The sequence below is a fragment of the Reyranella sp. genome (assembly GCF_004296935.1).
Lineage (GTDB): Bacteria > Pseudomonadota > Alphaproteobacteria > Reyranellales > Reyranellaceae > Reyranella.
Window position 1 is genome coordinate 1 of record NZ_SCVH01000154.1, and the last position, 14,871, is coordinate 14,871.

15 protein-coding genes are annotated in these 14,871 nt (G+C 68.3%); 10 read left to right on the forward strand and 5 right to left on the reverse strand.

Annotated elements, in window-relative coordinates:
• The coding region (locus tag EPO55_RS22090; RefSeq protein ID WP_296339468.1) for a CusA/CzcA family heavy metal efflux RND transporter at window positions 1–2,107 on the forward strand (2,107 nt) is incomplete at its 5' end.
• Entirely contained in the window at window positions 2,104–3,537 is a 1,434-nt protein-coding gene (locus tag EPO55_RS22095) for a TolC family protein (RefSeq protein ID WP_296339469.1), read from the forward strand. The genes EPO55_RS22090 and EPO55_RS22095, both read left to right, overlap by 4 nt.
• A gap of 36 nt (window positions 3,538–3,573) precedes the next feature.
• Here EPO55_RS22095 and EPO55_RS22100 read toward each other — a convergent pair whose 3' ends face one another.
• Window positions 3,574–3,984 (reverse strand): helix-turn-helix domain-containing protein, encoded by a 411-nt coding sequence (locus tag EPO55_RS22100; RefSeq protein ID WP_296339471.1) that lies wholly within the window; start codon window positions 3,982–3,984, stop codon window positions 3,574–3,576.
• A gap of 67 nt (window positions 3,985–4,051) precedes the next feature.
• Between EPO55_RS22100 and EPO55_RS22105 the strand changes: the two genes are divergently transcribed.
• The 5 genes from EPO55_RS22105 (at window position 4,052) to EPO55_RS22125 (ending at window position 9,659) form a co-directional block, all read left to right on the forward strand.
• Entirely contained in the window at window positions 4,052–4,453 is a 402-nt protein-coding gene (locus EPO55_RS22105) for a hypothetical protein (RefSeq protein WP_296339472.1), read from the forward strand.
• Window positions 4,450–4,668, forward strand: coding sequence for a GDCCVxC domain-containing (seleno)protein (locus EPO55_RS22110; protein WP_296339473.1), 219 nt, complete (start codon window positions 4,450–4,452; stop codon window positions 4,666–4,668). Before EPO55_RS22105 ends, EPO55_RS22110 begins: the two co-directional genes overlap by 4 nt.
• An 89-nt stretch (window positions 4,669–4,757) precedes the next feature.
• Window positions 4,758–5,018 carry a type II toxin-antitoxin system HicB family antitoxin gene (locus EPO55_RS22115; RefSeq protein ID WP_296339474.1) on the forward strand — a complete coding sequence of 87 codons (261 nt, stop codon included), beginning with the start codon at window positions 4,758–4,760 and terminating at the stop codon, window positions 5,016–5,018.
• Between the two features lie 63 nt (window positions 5,019–5,081).
• Window positions 5,082–5,675, forward strand: a complete 594-nt coding sequence (locus EPO55_RS22120; protein WP_296339476.1) for a hypothetical protein — start codon at window positions 5,082–5,084, stop codon at window positions 5,673–5,675.
• Window positions 5,676–5,768: 93 nt separating this feature from the next.
• Window positions 5,769–9,659, forward strand: a complete 3,891-nt coding sequence (locus EPO55_RS22125; RefSeq protein ID WP_296339478.1) for an autotransporter-associated beta strand repeat-containing protein — start codon at window positions 5,769–5,771, stop codon at window positions 9,657–9,659.
• A 6-nt stretch (window positions 9,660–9,665) separates the two neighbouring features.
• On the opposite strand, the gene EPO55_RS22130 is transcribed toward EPO55_RS22125, so the two are convergent.
• The 3 genes from EPO55_RS22130 to EPO55_RS22140 are packed head-to-tail and all read right to left on the reverse strand — an operon-like array spanning window position 9,666 to window position 12,284.
• Complete coding sequence (locus EPO55_RS22130; RefSeq protein ID WP_296339479.1) at window positions 9,666–9,941, reverse strand: DUF3297 family protein; 276 nt, start codon at window positions 9,939–9,941, stop codon at window positions 9,666–9,668.
• Window positions 9,942–9,957: 16 nt separating this feature from the next.
• The gene (gene chrA, locus EPO55_RS22135; RefSeq protein WP_296339481.1) at window positions 9,958–11,322 is read right to left on the reverse strand and encodes a chromate efflux transporter; all 1,365 of its coding nucleotides are present in this window, start codon (window positions 11,320–11,322) and stop codon (window positions 9,958–9,960) included.
• Complete coding sequence (locus tag EPO55_RS22140; RefSeq protein ID WP_296339482.1) at window positions 11,319–12,284, reverse strand: chromate resistance protein ChrB domain-containing protein; 966 nt, start codon at window positions 12,282–12,284, stop codon at window positions 11,319–11,321. Before EPO55_RS22140 ends, chrA begins: the two co-directional genes overlap by 4 nt.
• Window positions 12,285–12,402: 118 nt before the next feature.
• Between EPO55_RS22140 and EPO55_RS22145 the strand changes: the two genes are divergently transcribed.
• The 3 genes from EPO55_RS22145 to EPO55_RS22155 all read left to right on the forward strand — a co-directional run bounded on the left by EPO55_RS22145 (window position 12,403) and on the right by EPO55_RS22155 (window position 14,500).
• On the forward strand, window positions 12,403–13,356 hold the full coding sequence (locus EPO55_RS22145; RefSeq protein ID WP_296339483.1) for a Fe-Mn family superoxide dismutase: 954 nt from the start codon (window positions 12,403–12,405) through the stop codon (window positions 13,354–13,356).
• Complete coding sequence (locus EPO55_RS22150) at window positions 13,353–13,805, forward strand: chromate resistance protein ChrB domain-containing protein (RefSeq protein ID WP_296339484.1); 453 nt, start codon at window positions 13,353–13,355, stop codon at window positions 13,803–13,805. Before EPO55_RS22145 ends, EPO55_RS22150 begins: the two co-directional genes overlap by 4 nt.
• 77 nt (window positions 13,806–13,882) lie before the next feature.
• Window positions 13,883–14,500 carry a hypothetical protein gene (locus EPO55_RS22155; protein ID WP_296339485.1) on the forward strand — a complete coding sequence of 206 codons (618 nt, stop codon included), beginning with the start codon at window positions 13,883–13,885 and terminating at the stop codon, window positions 14,498–14,500.
• Between the two features lie 9 nt (window positions 14,501–14,509).
• On the opposite strand, the gene EPO55_RS22160 is transcribed toward EPO55_RS22155, so the two are convergent.
• Entirely contained in the window at window positions 14,510–14,869 is a 360-nt protein-coding gene (locus tag EPO55_RS22160) for a hypothetical protein (protein WP_296339486.1), read from the reverse strand.
• Window positions 14,870–14,871 lie beyond the last annotated feature (2 nt).

Consider the following 14,871-nt stretch of genomic DNA (forward strand, 5'->3'; position numbering starts at 1 on the left):
GGCGCTCGTCTGCTTCGTGTTCCTGTTGCACGTCCGTTCGGCACTGGTGGCGATCATCACCCTGCCGGTCGGCATCCTCATGGCCTTCCTCGCCATGCATCTGCTGGGCATCGGCTCCAACATCATGAGCCTCGGCGGCATCGCCATCGCCATCGGCGCCATGATCGACGCCGCCATCGTCATGATCGAGAACGCCCACAAGCACCTGGAGCGGCTGAAGCCCGGTCAGTCGCGCAGCGAGGCGATCGTTGACGCCGCCGTCGAAGTGGGGCCGGCGCTGTTCTTCAGCCTGCTGGTGATCACCGTGTCATTCCTGCCGATCTTCACGCTCGAGGCGCAGGAGGGTCGCATGTTCAAGCCGCTGGCCTGGACCAAGAGCCTGGCGATGGCGGCGGCTGCGCTGCTGTCGGTCACCCTGGTGCCGGCATTGATGCTGCTGTTCGTGCGCGGCCGGATCCTGCCCGAGCGCCGCAATCCGGTGAACCGGCTGCTGATCTGGCTCTATCGGCCGGCGATCCGACTGGTGCTGCAGGCGCGCCTGCTCACGGTCGCCTTCGCGCTGGCGATACTGGCCGCCACGGCGTGGCCGGCATCGCGGATCGGTACCGAGTTCATGCCGACCCTCGACGAGGGCACGCTGTTCTACATGCCGACGACGCTGCCCGGCCTCTCGGTTACCAAGACAGCCGAGCTGCTGCAGACCCAGGGCAAGATCATCCGGTCGTTCCCCGAGGTGGCGTCGGTCTACGGCAAGGGCGGCCGCGCCGGGACGGCCACCGACCCCGCCCCGCTGGAAATGTTCGAGACCGTCATCAATCTCAAGCCCAAGGCGCTGTGGCGGCCGGGCATGAACGTCGACGGCCTGATCGCCGAACTCGACCGCGCGCTGCAGTTCCCCGGCGTCAGCAACGCCTGGACGATGCCGATCAAGGCCCGCACCGACATGCTGGCGACCGGCATCCGCACCCCGGTCGGCATCAAGCTCCTGGGGCGCGACCTCGGCGAGCTGGAGACCCTCGCCCGCCAGGTCGAGGCGGCGGTGCGCGGCGTGCCGGGCACGACCAGCGCCTTCGCCGAAAGGGTCACCGGCGGCTCGTTCCTCGACATCGTGCCCGATCGCACCCGGCTGGCGCAGTACGGCGTGCTGATCGAGGACCTGCAGCAGGCGGTGTCGAGCGCACTGGGCGGCGAAGCGGTGACCACCACGGTCGAGGGCCGCGAGCGCTACACCGTCAACGTCCGCTATCCGCGCGACCTGCGCTCCGACCCGCGGGCCATCGCCTCCGACGTGCTGGTCTCGACCATGCGGGGCAGCATGCTGCCGCTCGGCCAGCTCGCCGAAGTGAAGGTGAACCAGGGGCCGACCACCATCCGCACCGAGAACGCCCAGCTTGCGGTCTATGTCTTCGTCGATTACCGCGACCGCGACCTCGGCAGCTACGTCGCCGACGCGCGGCGCGCCGTGCAGGAGAAGGTGAAGTTTCCGCCCGGCTCGTACGCCATCTGGAGCGGCCAGTTCGAGTTCCTCGAGCGCGCCGAGGCCCGACTGCAGATCGTCGTGCCGGCCACGCTGCTGCTGATCCTGGTGCTGCTCTACCTCAACTTCCGGCGCATGACCGAGACCCTCATCGTCATGCTGTCGCTGCCCTTCTCGCTGGTCGGCGGTTTCTGGTTCGTGTGGTGGATGGGCTTCAACATGAGCGTGGCCGTCGCCGTGGGCTTCATCGCGCTGGCCGGCGTCGCCGCCGAAACCGGCGTGGTGATGCTGATCTACCTCGACCAGGCCCTGAAGGAACGACAGCGACGCTGCGAGACCGAAGGCCGGGCGCTCGACCGCTCGGACCTGCGCGCCGCCATCGTCGAAGGCGCCGTCGAGCGCGTGCGGCCCAAGATGATGACGGTGACGGCCATCATGGCGGGGCTGCTGCCGATCCTGTGGAGCACCGGCACCGGCTCGGAGGTGATGCAGCGCATCGCCGTGCCGATGATCGGCGGCATGGTGAGTTCGACCTTGCTCACCCTGCTGGTGATCCCGGCGCTCTACGGCCTCGTCAAGGGCTGGGACCTGCAGCCCGCACCCGCTGCCATCCGGGAGGCCCACGCATGAGACGCCTGGCTTTTCTCGTGCTGTCCGCCCTCCTCGCGGGCTGCGCTCAATTCTCGCCCGACGGCGGCATGGGCGATGTCGCAAGCGGCGTCCGCAAGGAGATCGGCAAGGACGTGGTCAAGATCTCGACCGACGAACAGGCGGCGCGCGCCCGCGAGCAGGTGGCCGCGCTGCTGGCCTGGCCGTTGTCGGCCGAGCAGGCGGTACAGATCGCCCTCCTGAACAACCGCACCCTTCAGGCCGCCTACAACGATCTCGGGATCTCCGAGGCGGCCTACGTGCAGGCGAGCCTGCCGCCCAATCCGAGCCTCTCGCTGCTGCGGGTCGCCGGGACCGGGGTGGCCAACTTCGAAATCCGGCTGATCGAGGACATCCTCAACCTCATTACCCTGCCGCGACGCACGGCAATCGCCGCCGAGCGCTTCGGGCAGGCCCGCTACCGGGCGATCGGAGCCACCCTGCGCCTGGCCGCGGATACCCGCCGCACCTACGTGCGGGCCATCGCCTCCCGCCAGCAGGTCGGCTTCCTCGAACAGACGCGGGCCACGACCGACACGGCGGCGCGACTGATCGCCGGGATCGGCGAAGCCGGCGGCGGCGACCAACTCGACCAGGCCGAAATCGCCGCCTTCCGCGCCGAACTCGGTGCACGCGTGGCACAGGCGAAGCTGCGCGCTCGTCAGGATCACGAAGCGCTCGTCCGGCTGCTCGGCCTGTCCGGCACCGACCTGGCCTTCACCCTGCCTACCGAACTGCCGCCGCTGCCATCGTCGCCCGAGTCTCCGGTCGAGATCGAGGTCGAGGCGATCAAGCGCCGGGTCGACCTCGAGATCGCCCGCCGCGAGGTCACGGCGCTCGCCAAGTCGCTCTCCCTCACTGAGGCCACGCGCTACGTCTCAATGCTGCAACTGTCGGGCATCTTCAACAACGAGACGGCCAACCCGCTGACCAACCTCGACACCGCGATCAACCGCGGCGGCGCGCAGATCGATCTGCAGATCCCGATCTTCGACACCGGCGAGGCGCGCACGCGGGCGGCGCGTGAAACCTACATGCGGGCGCTGAACCTGCTGGCCGGCAAGGCCGTCGATGCCCGCTCCGAAGCGCGCATCGCCTATGAAAGCTATCGTGCCACCTACGACATCGCGCGCTCCTGGCGAGACCAGGTGCTGCCGCTGCGCCAGGCCGTCTCGAAGGAGATCATGCTGCGCTACAGCAACGGCGTCCTCATCGGCGAGGGCATGCGGGTCGATCTGTTCAAGTATCTCGCCGACGCCCGCGTGCGCATCGCGGCGAATTCGGCTTCCCTCGAAGCACGGCGCGACTTCCTGCTCGCCGTGGCCGATCTCCAGGCAGCACTCACCATCGGCGGCACGTCAGGGGGCGACAACGCGCCAGCCGCGATCGCGTCTCCCGGGATCATGCAATGACCGCGCGCATCGAAGCGGCGTCATCCGGCCGCGAGGTCAGGTCAGGCGGCCCAGGGAACCGAGAAGCGGGCAATCCGGCACCGTTCCGCGCCCGCAGGCCTTCACCGTAGCGGCAAGAACGCGTTCCATCTGTCGCAGATCGACGAGCTTGGCGCGCACCTCCTCGAGATGCGCCTCGGCGATTTTCTTCGCGCCTTCGCACGACCTCGATTCCCGGTCGGCCAGTGCGAGCAGCCGTCGCACGTCCTCGAGTGAAAATCCCAGATCGCGCGCGCGGCGAACGAAGCACAGACGGGCGACGTCGCCTGGCCGGTAGAGCCGATATCCGGCGGCGCTGCGGGCGGCTTTGCGCAGAAGGCCGATCCGCTCGTAATACCGGATGGTCTCGATATTGACGCCCGTCTCCTCGGAGAGAGCGCCGATGGCAAACGCGTCCTTGGCCGGCATGGCGATCACAATCCTTTGATCGGAGCACTGTTGAGTCTGTAGTCGCTACAGGCTGTACCCAATGGCTATGGAAATAAAGACCGATGCTTCGCCGGCGCCGCCCGGCGCCGACCGCCGGGGCGACGCGGCAGGAACCGCACTCGCCGCGGGCGGATTGCTGGCGGCGTTCGGCGTCGCCTCGTGCTGTGCCCTGCCGATTGCGCTCTCCACCCTGGGGATCGGCGCGGCCTCGCTGGTCGGCATCGGCTATCTGGCTGCGCAATATCAGCGGGAACTCTTCTATCTGGCGGTCATCTGCCTGGCGGGCGCCGGGGTCGTCGCGTGGCGACAATGGCGGGCCCGGGCGTGCGGCGTGTGCGCTGCCGGGGCCGCCCGCGGACGCTCGATCGTGGGCTGGATGGGGATCGCAGCCGTCATATTGGCAATGATGCTCCTCGTTCTCACCTTCTGGTACGAGCCGCCGATATGAGCGCGATCCTTCGATCGACCGTCAGCTGCCCGGCATGCGGCGCGACAAAGGTCGAGACGATGCCGACCGACGCCTGCCAGTTCTTCTACGAATGCGGGGCCTGCAGGACACTGCTCCGCCCGAAGCCCGGAGACTGCTGCGTGTTCTGCTCCTACGGAACGGCCCCTTGCCCGCCGATCCAACTTGGCGGCCCGGCGAATTGCGGCCATTCGTAGCCTGCGGGAACCGGCTTCCGCGGCAAAATTGATCCAGATCAACGAAGCCTTTGCCTGCCTTCCGCACTATCGCAGCAGGGGGAAGACCCATGCTGGATGCTTGCTATTATTCGCTGATCGAGCGGGCCGAAGACGGCCGCTTCCTCGGATGGATTCCCGATCTTCCGGGCGCGACCGCCAGCGGCCGCACGGAAGACGAGGTCGTCCAGCAGCTTTCCCAAAGCGCGCGGCAACAGCTGCATGAATTTCTGATGAGCGGCCGGCCGGCGCCCGCAGCACGCCCGGTCGATGCATTGCCTTCGAGCGAGGGGCGGCGCGAGGTCCGCCGTTTGCTGCTCATCATCGGATAATCGACCGGCAACTGTGGGCCGTCGAATTCGTTTATGAAGGGTAACTGCTCCGGAGAGCCCTTCATGCGTCACCTCAGCGCTGCCCTGCTCCTCGCCGCCACGCTCGGCGCCTGCGTGACCGGGCAGACGAACGGGCAGATGACGGGGCCGACCGGTGGACCCACTTTGGGCGGCTACAACTATGCGCCGGAGTACGACTTCAGCGAGTTCTGGGCCGCCACCGACGGCCGGACCTTCCGCGTGGTCTTTGCCGGCAATCCCTTCCCCGCCCTGCCGGTCGAGGAGGTGAAGCGCCGCCTGCTGCCGGTGATGCAGGCCAACAAGCCCCGTCCGGCGCTGACATTCACCTATGAGCCGCCGCTCGAGGAGCAGCACCCCGACTATCGCCTGGTGCTGGTGTTCGATCCGGCCAACGATCTCGGCTCCGGCCCGGTGTGCAATGGCGTGACCCGCTTCAAGCCGGCAACGCCGGGCCGCGTCTACGTCTACGGCGTCTATTGCCGCAACGATCTCGCCCTGTCGGAGACCATGGGCTGGACGGCAGCGACAGGCCCCGACGATCCCCGCCTGGGCGCGCTCTTCGCCCAACTCTTCCTCGTGCTGTTCACCGACCAGCCGATGGGACGCCGCCGCTTCGTGCCGTTCGGGCGCTGGTAGGCCCGCAGCCGGCCGGGAACGCCGCGTAACTCACGCAACAATTCGGCAGGGAGGCGAAACGCCCCGGTTACGGCCGGCGCCTAGCGTTGCCTCATGCTTCGCGCCGCCACCCTTCTCGTTCCCGCTCTGCTCGCCGCCTCGCCGATGGCGGCGCTGGCCCAGGATGCGACGTGGCGGGTCAATCCGCCCACCAACCAGTTCAACAGCGGCGGCAACTGGACGGCCGGCGTACCGCTCGGCACTGCCATCTTCGGCGCCTCGACGACGACCGCGATCTCGCTGGCGCCCGGCGCCGTCACGGTCGGCGGCTTCCAGTTCGATGCCGGTGCGCCGGCCTACAGCTTCACCGGCACGAGCGGCCTCACCTTCACCGGCACGGGCATCGTCAACAACTCGACCAACGCGCCCGCGATCAGCATGACCGGCGCCAGCATCGCCTTCACCAACACGGCGTCGGGCGGCAATGCGCAATTGATCCTCAATTCGGGTGCCAGCCTCAACATCTCCAGCCTCGCGTCAGCCGGCACCAGCGTCGGTTCGATCGAGGGCGCGGGCGACGTCACCCTCGGCGCCAGGCGGCTCACGACCGGCGGCAACAACCTGTCGACGACGCTGAGCGGCGTCGTCTCCGGTGCCGGCGGATCGCTGGTCAAGGAAGGCTCCGGAACGCTGACTCTCAGCGGCGCCAACACATACACCGGCGGCACCACGGTCTCAGGCGGCACCCTGCAGGTCGGCGGCGGCGGCACGACCGGCTCGATCGTGGGCAATGTCAGCCATGTGGCCGGCGGGACGCTGTCCTTCAACCGATCCGACACGCTTGTCTACGACGGCAATGCTACCGGGACGGGCGCACTGCGGATCGTCGGCAGCGGCACGATCGTCATGACCGGCGCGAATTCCGCCAATGCCGGCACGACGATCAACGCCGGCAGCACGCTGCAGTTCGGCAACGGCGGCACCACCGGGACCATCAGCAACAGCACGTTGACGGTGAACGGCACGCTCGCCTTCGACCGCAGCGACTCGCACACCTTCGGCAACGTCATCTTCGGTACGGGCACGCTGGAGCAGAAAGGCAGCGGAACCACCATCCTCGTCCGCGGCAATAGTTACACCGGCGGCACGACGATCTCGGCCGGCACGCTGCAGCTCGGTAGCGGCGGCACCACCGGCGACGCGGGCTCCGGCGCGATCACCAACAATGGCGCGCTGATCGTCAACCGCTCGACGGCGGCGACCGTCGCCAACGCCATCTCAGGCACCGGCACATTCACCAAGGAGGGCGCCAACACGGCAACCCTCACGGGCAGCAACAGCTACAGCGGCACGACGACGATCTCGGCCGGCACGCTGCAGGTCGGCAACAACGGCGCCTCGGGAACGCTCGGCACCGGCGACGTCATCAACAATGCTGCGCTCACCTTCAACCGCACCAACAGCCTCTCGGTGGCCGGCGCGATCTCGGGCACGGGCTCGCTGACCCAGGCGGGCAGCGGCACGACCGCGCTGGCTGACGCGGCGACGCACAGCGGCGGTACGACGGTGTCGGGCGGTACCCTGCAGATCGGCGCGGGCGGCACGACAGGATCGATCTCCGGCAACATCACCAACAACGCCACGCTTGCCTTCAACCGCTCCAATGCGCTCGCCTATGGCGGCGTGATCTCGGGTTCGGGCGCGCTCCTGCAGTCCGGCGCCGGCACCACCACCCTCACCGGCGCCAACACCTACTCGGGCGGCACCACGATCTCGTCCGGCACGCTGCAGGTCGGCAACGGCGGCACGACCGGCACGCTGGGCACCGGCGGCGTCGCCAACAGCGGCACGCTGGCCTTCAGCCGCTCGGATGCACTCACCGTCGCCAACGCCATCTCCGGCACCGGCGGGCTCAGCAAGCTCGGCACCAACACGCTCACCCTGACCGGGGCCAACACCTACAGCGGCACCACCACCATCGCCGGGGGCACGCTGCAGATCGGCAACGGCGGCACCACCGGCGCGCTGGGCACCGGCGCCACCGTCAACAACGGCGTCCTGCGGTTCAACCGCTCCGATGCGATGACCGTGGCCAGCGCGATCTCCGGCACCGGCTCGGTCGTCCAGGCCGGCACCGGCGCCACCACCCTGACCGGCAACAACACCTACACCGGCACGACCACGGTGCTGGCCGGCCGGCTGCAGGTCGGCACCGCCGATGCCAGCGGCACGCTCACCAGCAACGTCGTCAACAACGGGACGGTGGCCTTCGACTCTTCCACCAACACGACCTACAGCGGCGCGATCTCCGGCACCGGCTCGGTGGTCCAGGGAGGCACGGGCACGACGATCCTCACCGGCGTCAACACCTACTCCGGCGGCACCACGGTCTCGGCCGGCCGCCTCGCCGTCAACGGCAGCATCGCCAGCGACGTCACGGTCGGCGCCGGCGGCAATCTCGGCGGCAGCGGCACCATCACCGGCAGCGTCACCAACAGCGGCACCCTGGCGCCGGGCAACTCGATCGGCACCCTGAACGTGGTCGGGTCCTACACCCAGGCCGCCGGCAGCACCTATCAGGTGGAGGTCAATGCCGCGGGCCAGGCCGACCGCATCAACGTCACCGGCGCGCCGGGCACGGCCACGATCAACGGCGGCACCGTGCAGGTGATCGCCGAAGCCGGCAGCTACGCCCCGCGCACGACCTACACGATCCTGAACGCGACCGGCGGCGTCACCGGCGCCTATTCGACCGTCACCAGCAACTTCGCCTTCCTGACGCCCAGCCTCAGCTACGACGCCAACAACGTCTTCCTCACCCTGCTGCTCAGCCAGAACGCCTTCGCCGCGGGCGCGCGCACCGCCAACCAGCGCGCCGTCGGCAGTGCGCTCGACCGGGTGAGCGGGTCGGCGAGCGGCGACTTCGGCACGGTGATCAACGCCCTGGCCGGCCTCAGCACGGCGCAGGGCCCGGCGGCGCTCGATGCCATCAGCGGCCAGCAGTATTCCGGCTTCGGCACCGCCAATGTGCAGAGCGGCCTGTTGTTCATGAACGCCGTCGGCCAGCAGATGAGCGCGGCGCGCGGCGGTTCGGGCGGCGGCACCCGCACGGCGCTGGCCCAGGCCTGCGACGTCGCCTGTGACGGCGACGGCCCGAGCCCGTGGAGCGTCTGGGTGAGCGCGCTCGGCGGCACCGGCAGCGTCGCCGGCAACAGCAATACCTCGACCCTCACCTACAACAGCGGCGGCATCGCCACCGGCATCGACTATCGCATCGACCCGCGGCTCCTGCTCGGCGCCGGCCTCGGCTACGCGAGCGGCAACCAGTGGACCAACGGCTTCAACAGCCGCGGCACCAGCGACAGCTACCAGGCCAGCCTCTACGCCTCCTTCACCCCGGGCGCCTTCTACGTCGATGCCCTGGCGGGCTACGCCTACAACGACAACCAGATGACGCGCATGATCTCCGTCCCCGGCCTGCAGGCCCGCACCGCGCTGGGCCGCACCGGCGCCAGCCAGCTGCTGGGCCAGGTCGAGGCCGGCTACAAGTTCGACGTCTACCAGACCGCCGCCGCGTCGCTGACGCCGTTCGCGCGGTTCCAGGCCTCGAGCATCAACCAGGCGGCGTTCAGCGAAACCGGCGCCAATTCGCTCAGCCTCAACGTGGCGCAGCAGACGACGACATCGGTGCGCAGCGTGCTGGGCGCAGAACTGGCCGGCGCGGTCGACGTGGGCTGGCGCGAGAGGCTGGCACTGCAGTTCCGGCTGGGCTGGGCGCACGAATATGCCGACACGTCGCGGCCGGTGACGTCCGCCTTCGCCGGCGCGCCGGGCTCCAGCTTCACCGTGCAGGGCGCAGCACAGGCGCGCGACAGCGCCATCATCGGCCTGGCGGCCAACACCGCCATCGCCCAGGGCACGTCCCTCTATCTCCGCTACGACGGCGAGGTCGGCACCGGCACCGACAATCACATGCTGAGCGCCGGCATCCGCCTGACCTGGTAGGGCGCGCTACTTCTGCAGGTAGGGCTCGACCTTGCCCTTGAGCTTGATCGTGAGCGGGTTGCCCTTGCGGTCGACGGTCTTGCCGACGGCGAGGCGGACCCAGCCCTCGCTCACGCAATATTCCTCGACGTTGGTCTTCTCCTCACCGTCGAACTTGATGCCGACGCCGCGCGCCAGCAGCGCCTCGTCGTAGAACGGGCTCTTGGGATTCGTCGACAGGCGGTCCGGGAGCTGGGCCGGCAGGGCCGGGGTGGCGGCGGGCGATACAGGGGTGTCGGTCATGCCCCTAGCTAGCACGTCAGGCGGACAAGACCAGTGCGTATATGACGCCGGCCAGGGCGCTGGCGAGCAGCACCGAAACCATGCCGAAGCGGAAGAAGAAGATGGCGATGGCGCAGGCCGCCACCAGCGCGATGGCCGGAAGATTGGCCGAGGTCAGCACCGGCAGGTCGAACGCGGCGCCCAGGGAGCTGACGGACCTCAGGTCGGAGAACAGCACCTGCAGGCCGAACCAGACGGCGAGATTCAGGATCACGCCGACGACGGCGGCGGTAATGGCGGCGAGTGCCGCCGACAGCGCCTTGTTGGCGCGCAGCGCCTCGACGAACGGCGCGCCGAAGAAGATCCAGAGGAAGCAGGGCGTGAAGGTGACCCAGGTGGTGAGCAGCCCGCCCAGGGTGGCGGCAAGCAGCGGATGCAGGTCGCCCGGCGCCCGCCAGGCGGCGAGGAAGCCCACGAACTGCGTCACCATGATCAGCGGACCGGGCGTCGATTCGGCCAGGCCCAGCCCATCCAGCATCTCGCCCGCCGTCACCCATTGATAGTTCTCGACGGCCTGCTGCGCCACGTAGGCCAGCACCGCATAGGCGCCGCCGAAGGTGACCACGGCCATCTTGCTGAAGAAGACCGCGATCTGGGCAAAGACGTTGTCGCCGCCCAGGCCGAAATAGAGCGCCGCCACGGGTACCAGCCACAGCGCCAGGAACACGGCCGCGATGATGAGCGACCATCGGACGTTGGCCCGTGCGTGCGCCGGCGTCTCGCTCCCCAGCAGCGACTGGGCATCGGTGACGTGGGCGGCGCCGAGGTTGCCGTGCCCGCCGCCCGCCTGGAACGCCGGCCAGCCGAGCTTGCCGCCGGTGAAGCCGATGAGGCCCGCAACGACGATGATGAGCGGGAACGGCACGTTGTAGAAGAAGATGGCGACGAAGGCCGCGGCCGCGATCGCGCGCATGACGTTGTTCCTGAGCGCCCGCTTGCCGACGCGCAGCACGGCCTCGACCACGATCACCAGCACGGCGGCCTTCAGCCCGAAGAACAGGCCCTGGACCAGGGTGACCTTGCCCAGCAGCACGTAGATCCAGGAGAGCGCCATGATGGCGAGCAGGCCCGGCAGCACGAACAGGGTGCCGGCGAACAGTCCGCCTTTGGTCCCGTGCATCAGCCAGCCGATATAGGTGGCGAGCTGCTGCGCCTCGGGGCCGGGCAGCAAAGTGCAGTAGTTCAGCGCCTGCAGGAAGCGCTGCTCGCCGATCCACTTCTTCTCCTCGACGATGATGCGATGCATGACGGCGATCTGGCCGGCCGGCCCGCCGAACGACAGCGCGGCGACACGCGCCCATACCTTCATGGCCTCGGAGAAGGGAACGCCGTGGTCTTTCATTTGCCGCCTTGCTTGCCCGCGAACGAGCGATAGAGATCGTCGAGAAGGACAGCGCCACGATCGAGGCGCTGGGTGTCGTCATTGTGCGATGACGCGATGCCGGCCACCAGGCTGCGGACCCCCGCGGCCTCCTCGCGCCCATACTTGCCGTCCTTGAGATCGATGTCGTGGATGATCTCGCCGATCGCGGTCAAGGCCGGATCGTCGAGCTTCGCGTCTGCCAACAGCACCTCGAAGGTGCAGCGGTCGCCGCGGTGCGTGAATTCGCCCTCGAACATGTCGAAGCGCAGTTCACCCGGCTCCGCCGAATAGCCCGTGCCCGGCACGAACTTGAAGCGCGCGGCCTGATCGATGAAGCGGCGGATCAGCCAGGCCGAGGCGATGCGATCGATCTGCACGCCCTGACGCGTCACCCAGACCCGGTTCTTCAACGGGCCCGATGCCGCTTTCGCTTCGGTCATGGTCACGATGTCTTCCTCCTTTTGCAGGCCGGCTTCGAGACCCGACACCAGCCCCTCGGCCGGTTCGCGGCCATCGGCGCCGAAGAAATCGATGGCGACGATCTCGTCGAGCTGCTTGCGCAGCCGCGCCGCCTGGGCCGCGAGGTCGGCACCCGAGTGCCTGGTCGCGAGCTCGCGCGCGGTGGCGGACACTTCGGCGTAGTCCTCGTCGCGTGCGGCGTCGAACAGCGCCTGGACTTCGGCGTCGCCGATGCCGTCGACGAGCAGCGCCTCACAGACGAACGCCTCGCCGCCCAGCTCGGCGATTTCCCTGACCAGCCAGGCGAAGTCCTCGCGCGTCTCGGCGTTGGCCGGCAGCGCATAGACGGAGTTCTTCGCCGTCACCGCGCCCAGCCCTTTCAGCCGCCGCCAGATTTTTACCCGCGCATAGGCGGGCTTGGCCGGCAGTTGATGGATCAGCAGCAGCCACCGCGCGCCCTCCGGGGTCTCATTGCTTGACATCGTTCACCCGTATCATACCACACATAGTAAATGCAACACTTGTATCATTTTTCTCTTGCATCCCCGCGGGACATGGCTATTTTGACGATGAAACGAGTGTATCAGCAAGGGAAACCAGATGTCCTTCCATGCCCGCCCCATCTCCTTCAAGCCGCCGCGCCTCAAAGGGCTCTCGGCCCGGCTGATCGCCAGCCACTACGAGAACAACTACGGCGGCACGGTGCGCCGGCTGAACGCGATCAAGGGCGAGCTCGCGTCCTTCGATCCGGCCAGCGCCCCGGGCTTTCGCCTGAACGGGCTGAAGCGCGAGGAGCTGATCGCCACCAACTCGATGCTGCTGCACGAGATCTATTTCGACGGTCTGGGCGAAGGCGGCGGCGGCGATCCGACGGGTGCCCTTGCGGATGCCATCGCGCGCGACTTCGGATCGCTCGCCAAATGGCGCGCCGAGTTCACGGCCATGGGCAAGGCGCTGGGCGGCGGCTCGGGCTGGGTGCTGCTGACGCGCTCGCCCCCCCGAGGTGATAGCGACGGCACGCTCTCCAACGTGTGGGCGGCCGATCACACGCACGGCCTGGCCGGCGGCACGCCGCTTCTCGCGCTCGACATGTACGAGCATTCCTACCACCTCGATTTCGGCGCCAATGTCGGCGCCTATGTCGATGCCTTCATGGCCAACATCGCCTGGGCACGCGTCGCCGCCCGCTTCGAGGGCGCACCGCCCGAGAAGAAGCCGCACACGGTCACGACGCCCGATGCGCGAAAAATGCTCGAGGCCGATCCCGACCTCATCGTGATCGACGCCCGCCTCGCCGACGACGCCACCTCGGTGCCGGTCCGTCTGCGCGGCGCGCGCCGGGCCCCGCCCGACAAGGTCGACGAGATCGCGGCATCGTTGCCGCGTGGCGCCAAGGCGCTGGTCTATTGCGCCTGGGGCTTCGAGATCGGCGGCAACTGCGCCGCCAAGCTGCGCGAACGCGGCATCGATGCCGTCGCCGTCGCCGGCGGCATCGGCGCCTGGCGCGCCGATGGCCTGCCGACCGAACCGCACAAGGAAGGAGAGACGAAATGAAATGGGTGACCCGCGAACGTCCCAAGATCGACCGCATCGCCTGCCCGTGGCTGATCAAGCGCTTCATCGAGAAGGAGCCGGAGTTCCTCTACGTGCCGGCCGACAAGGTGCTGGCGACGGCCAAGGAAACCGGCGCCATCCCCTATGACATCCCCGGCGTGAAGTTCAGCCACGTGGGCGAGAAGTGCAGCTTCGATGCCTTCATCGCCGAGTACAAGCTTTCGGCGCCCGGCCTCGACAAGCTGGCCGATATCGTGCGCGGCGCCGACACGTCCAGGCTCGACCTGACGCCGCAGTCGTCTGGCCTGTTCGCGATCTCACTCGGCCTCAGCCACGTCTACACCGACGACCACGAGATGCTGAAGCACGGCATGGCGATGTACGACGCGCTCTACGCGTGGTGCCGCAGCCTCACGGGCGAGACGCACAACTGGCCGCCAAAGATGTAGGCCGCAGACGCTTATTGCATTGCCGCTGCGTAGAGCGAACGCTACCTTGTGTCTTCGTTGATCTAGCTGGGGGCACCATGGCTCTGGGTCGTCTACTTGTCTTGGCCGTCGTCGCGATCGCCACCGTGGTGGCGTGCAACTCGGCGCCCAAGGTGCCGGTTTCCACGGCGGCGCTGAAGAAGGCCTACTGGGGTGTCCCCGCCTCGGGTCCCTCCGCCGACGTCACCAGCCAGGTCACCTGCCCCAACGGCTATCCCTGCGACGTCTTCGCCAATGCCGCGAACTACGGCCAGACCAAGCTCGATTTCGACAACCGGTTGGCGGTCATCTGGACCTGCCAGCCGCAGCGCTTCGTGCTGTCGGAAGTCGTGGCCACCGGCCTCAAGGTCCGCATGGACTGTGTCGGCGGCCTGCCGCTGGTCCCGCGCACGATCTCGATCCTCGAAGCGACCTGGGGTTCACCCAACGGCCAGACCATCGACGTCACCCAGTCCGTCCGTGACATCTGCGGCGACAGCTCGTGGCGGTGCCAGGTGCCGGCGATGGGCTACATCTTCGGCACGCCCGACCGCGTCTCCCGCACCAAGACACTCAGGATCCGCTTCACCTGCAACGGCCAGACGACACCGGGCCAGCAAGCGACGGAAAACAGCGTCGCCGACCTGCGCTGCGAGCGGGCGAAAGACCTCGAATAGCCGCGGCAGTCAGGTGGCCGGCGCGCCGGGCGGCGGCGGGCTGCGCCGGCACTCGCCGCGCAGGATGCCGCCGAAGCTTCCTTGGGGCGATATTGCCAGTGCGCCGTCGTTGCGATTGTAGGTCGCGGCAAAGGCCGGAAAGCTGGTGCGGATCGACTGGAAATTGATGCTCGTGCCGCTGCCCTCGACCAACGTGCCGGCTTCGAATATGGACGCCGTACCGCGCAGGTCGTCGAACACCATGTGGAAGTTGCGCGTCACGCCACCCTGATCGGTGTACTTGCAGGCGAGCCAGCGCGGCTCGGCCCGCGCCGACGACGCGGTGGCGGCAAGAGCCGCCACCATCGCCAGCATCAGGCCCGGTCGCATCG

Bases quoted from the DNA above. Each gene is read 5' to 3' on its own strand.
- EPO55_RS22095 (WP_296339469.1), top strand. From the start codon at position 2,104: ATGAGACGCCTGGCTTTTCTCGTGCTGTCCGCCCTCCTCGCGGGCTGC.
- EPO55_RS22100 (WP_296339471.1), bottom strand. From the start codon at position 3,984: ATGCCGGCCAAGGACGCGTTTGCCATCGGCGCTCTCTCCGAGGAGACG.
- EPO55_RS22105 (WP_296339472.1), top strand. From the start codon at position 4,052: ATGGAAATAAAGACCGATGCTTCGCCGGCGCCGCCCGGCGCCGACCGC.
- EPO55_RS22110 (WP_296339473.1), top strand. From the start codon at position 4,450: ATGAGCGCGATCCTTCGATCGACCGTCAGCTGCCCGGCATGCGGCGCG.
- EPO55_RS22115 (WP_296339474.1), top strand. From the start codon at position 4,758: ATGCTGGATGCTTGCTATTATTCGCTGATCGAGCGGGCCGAAGACGGC.
- EPO55_RS22120 (WP_296339476.1), top strand. From the start codon at position 5,082: ATGCGTCACCTCAGCGCTGCCCTGCTCCTCGCCGCCACGCTCGGCGCC.
- EPO55_RS22125 (WP_296339478.1), top strand. From the start codon at position 5,769: ATGCTTCGCGCCGCCACCCTTCTCGTTCCCGCTCTGCTCGCCGCCTCG.
- EPO55_RS22130 (WP_296339479.1), bottom strand. From the start codon at position 9,941: ATGACCGACACCCCTGTATCGCCCGCCGCCACCCCGGCCCTGCCGGCC.
- chrA (WP_296339481.1), bottom strand. From the start codon at position 11,322: ATGAAAGACCACGGCGTTCCCTTCTCCGAGGCCATGAAGGTATGGGCG.
- EPO55_RS22140 (WP_296339482.1), bottom strand. From the start codon at position 12,284: ATGTCAAGCAATGAGACCCCGGAGGGCGCGCGGTGGCTGCTGCTGATC.
- EPO55_RS22145 (WP_296339483.1), top strand. From the start codon at position 12,403: ATGTCCTTCCATGCCCGCCCCATCTCCTTCAAGCCGCCGCGCCTCAAA.
- EPO55_RS22150 (WP_296339484.1), top strand. From the start codon at position 13,353: ATGAAATGGGTGACCCGCGAACGTCCCAAGATCGACCGCATCGCCTGC.
- EPO55_RS22155 (WP_296339485.1), top strand. From the start codon at position 13,883: ATGGCTCTGGGTCGTCTACTTGTCTTGGCCGTCGTCGCGATCGCCACC.
- EPO55_RS22160 (WP_296339486.1), bottom strand. From the start codon at position 14,869: ATGCGACCGGGCCTGATGCTGGCGATGGTGGCGGCTCTTGCCGCCACC.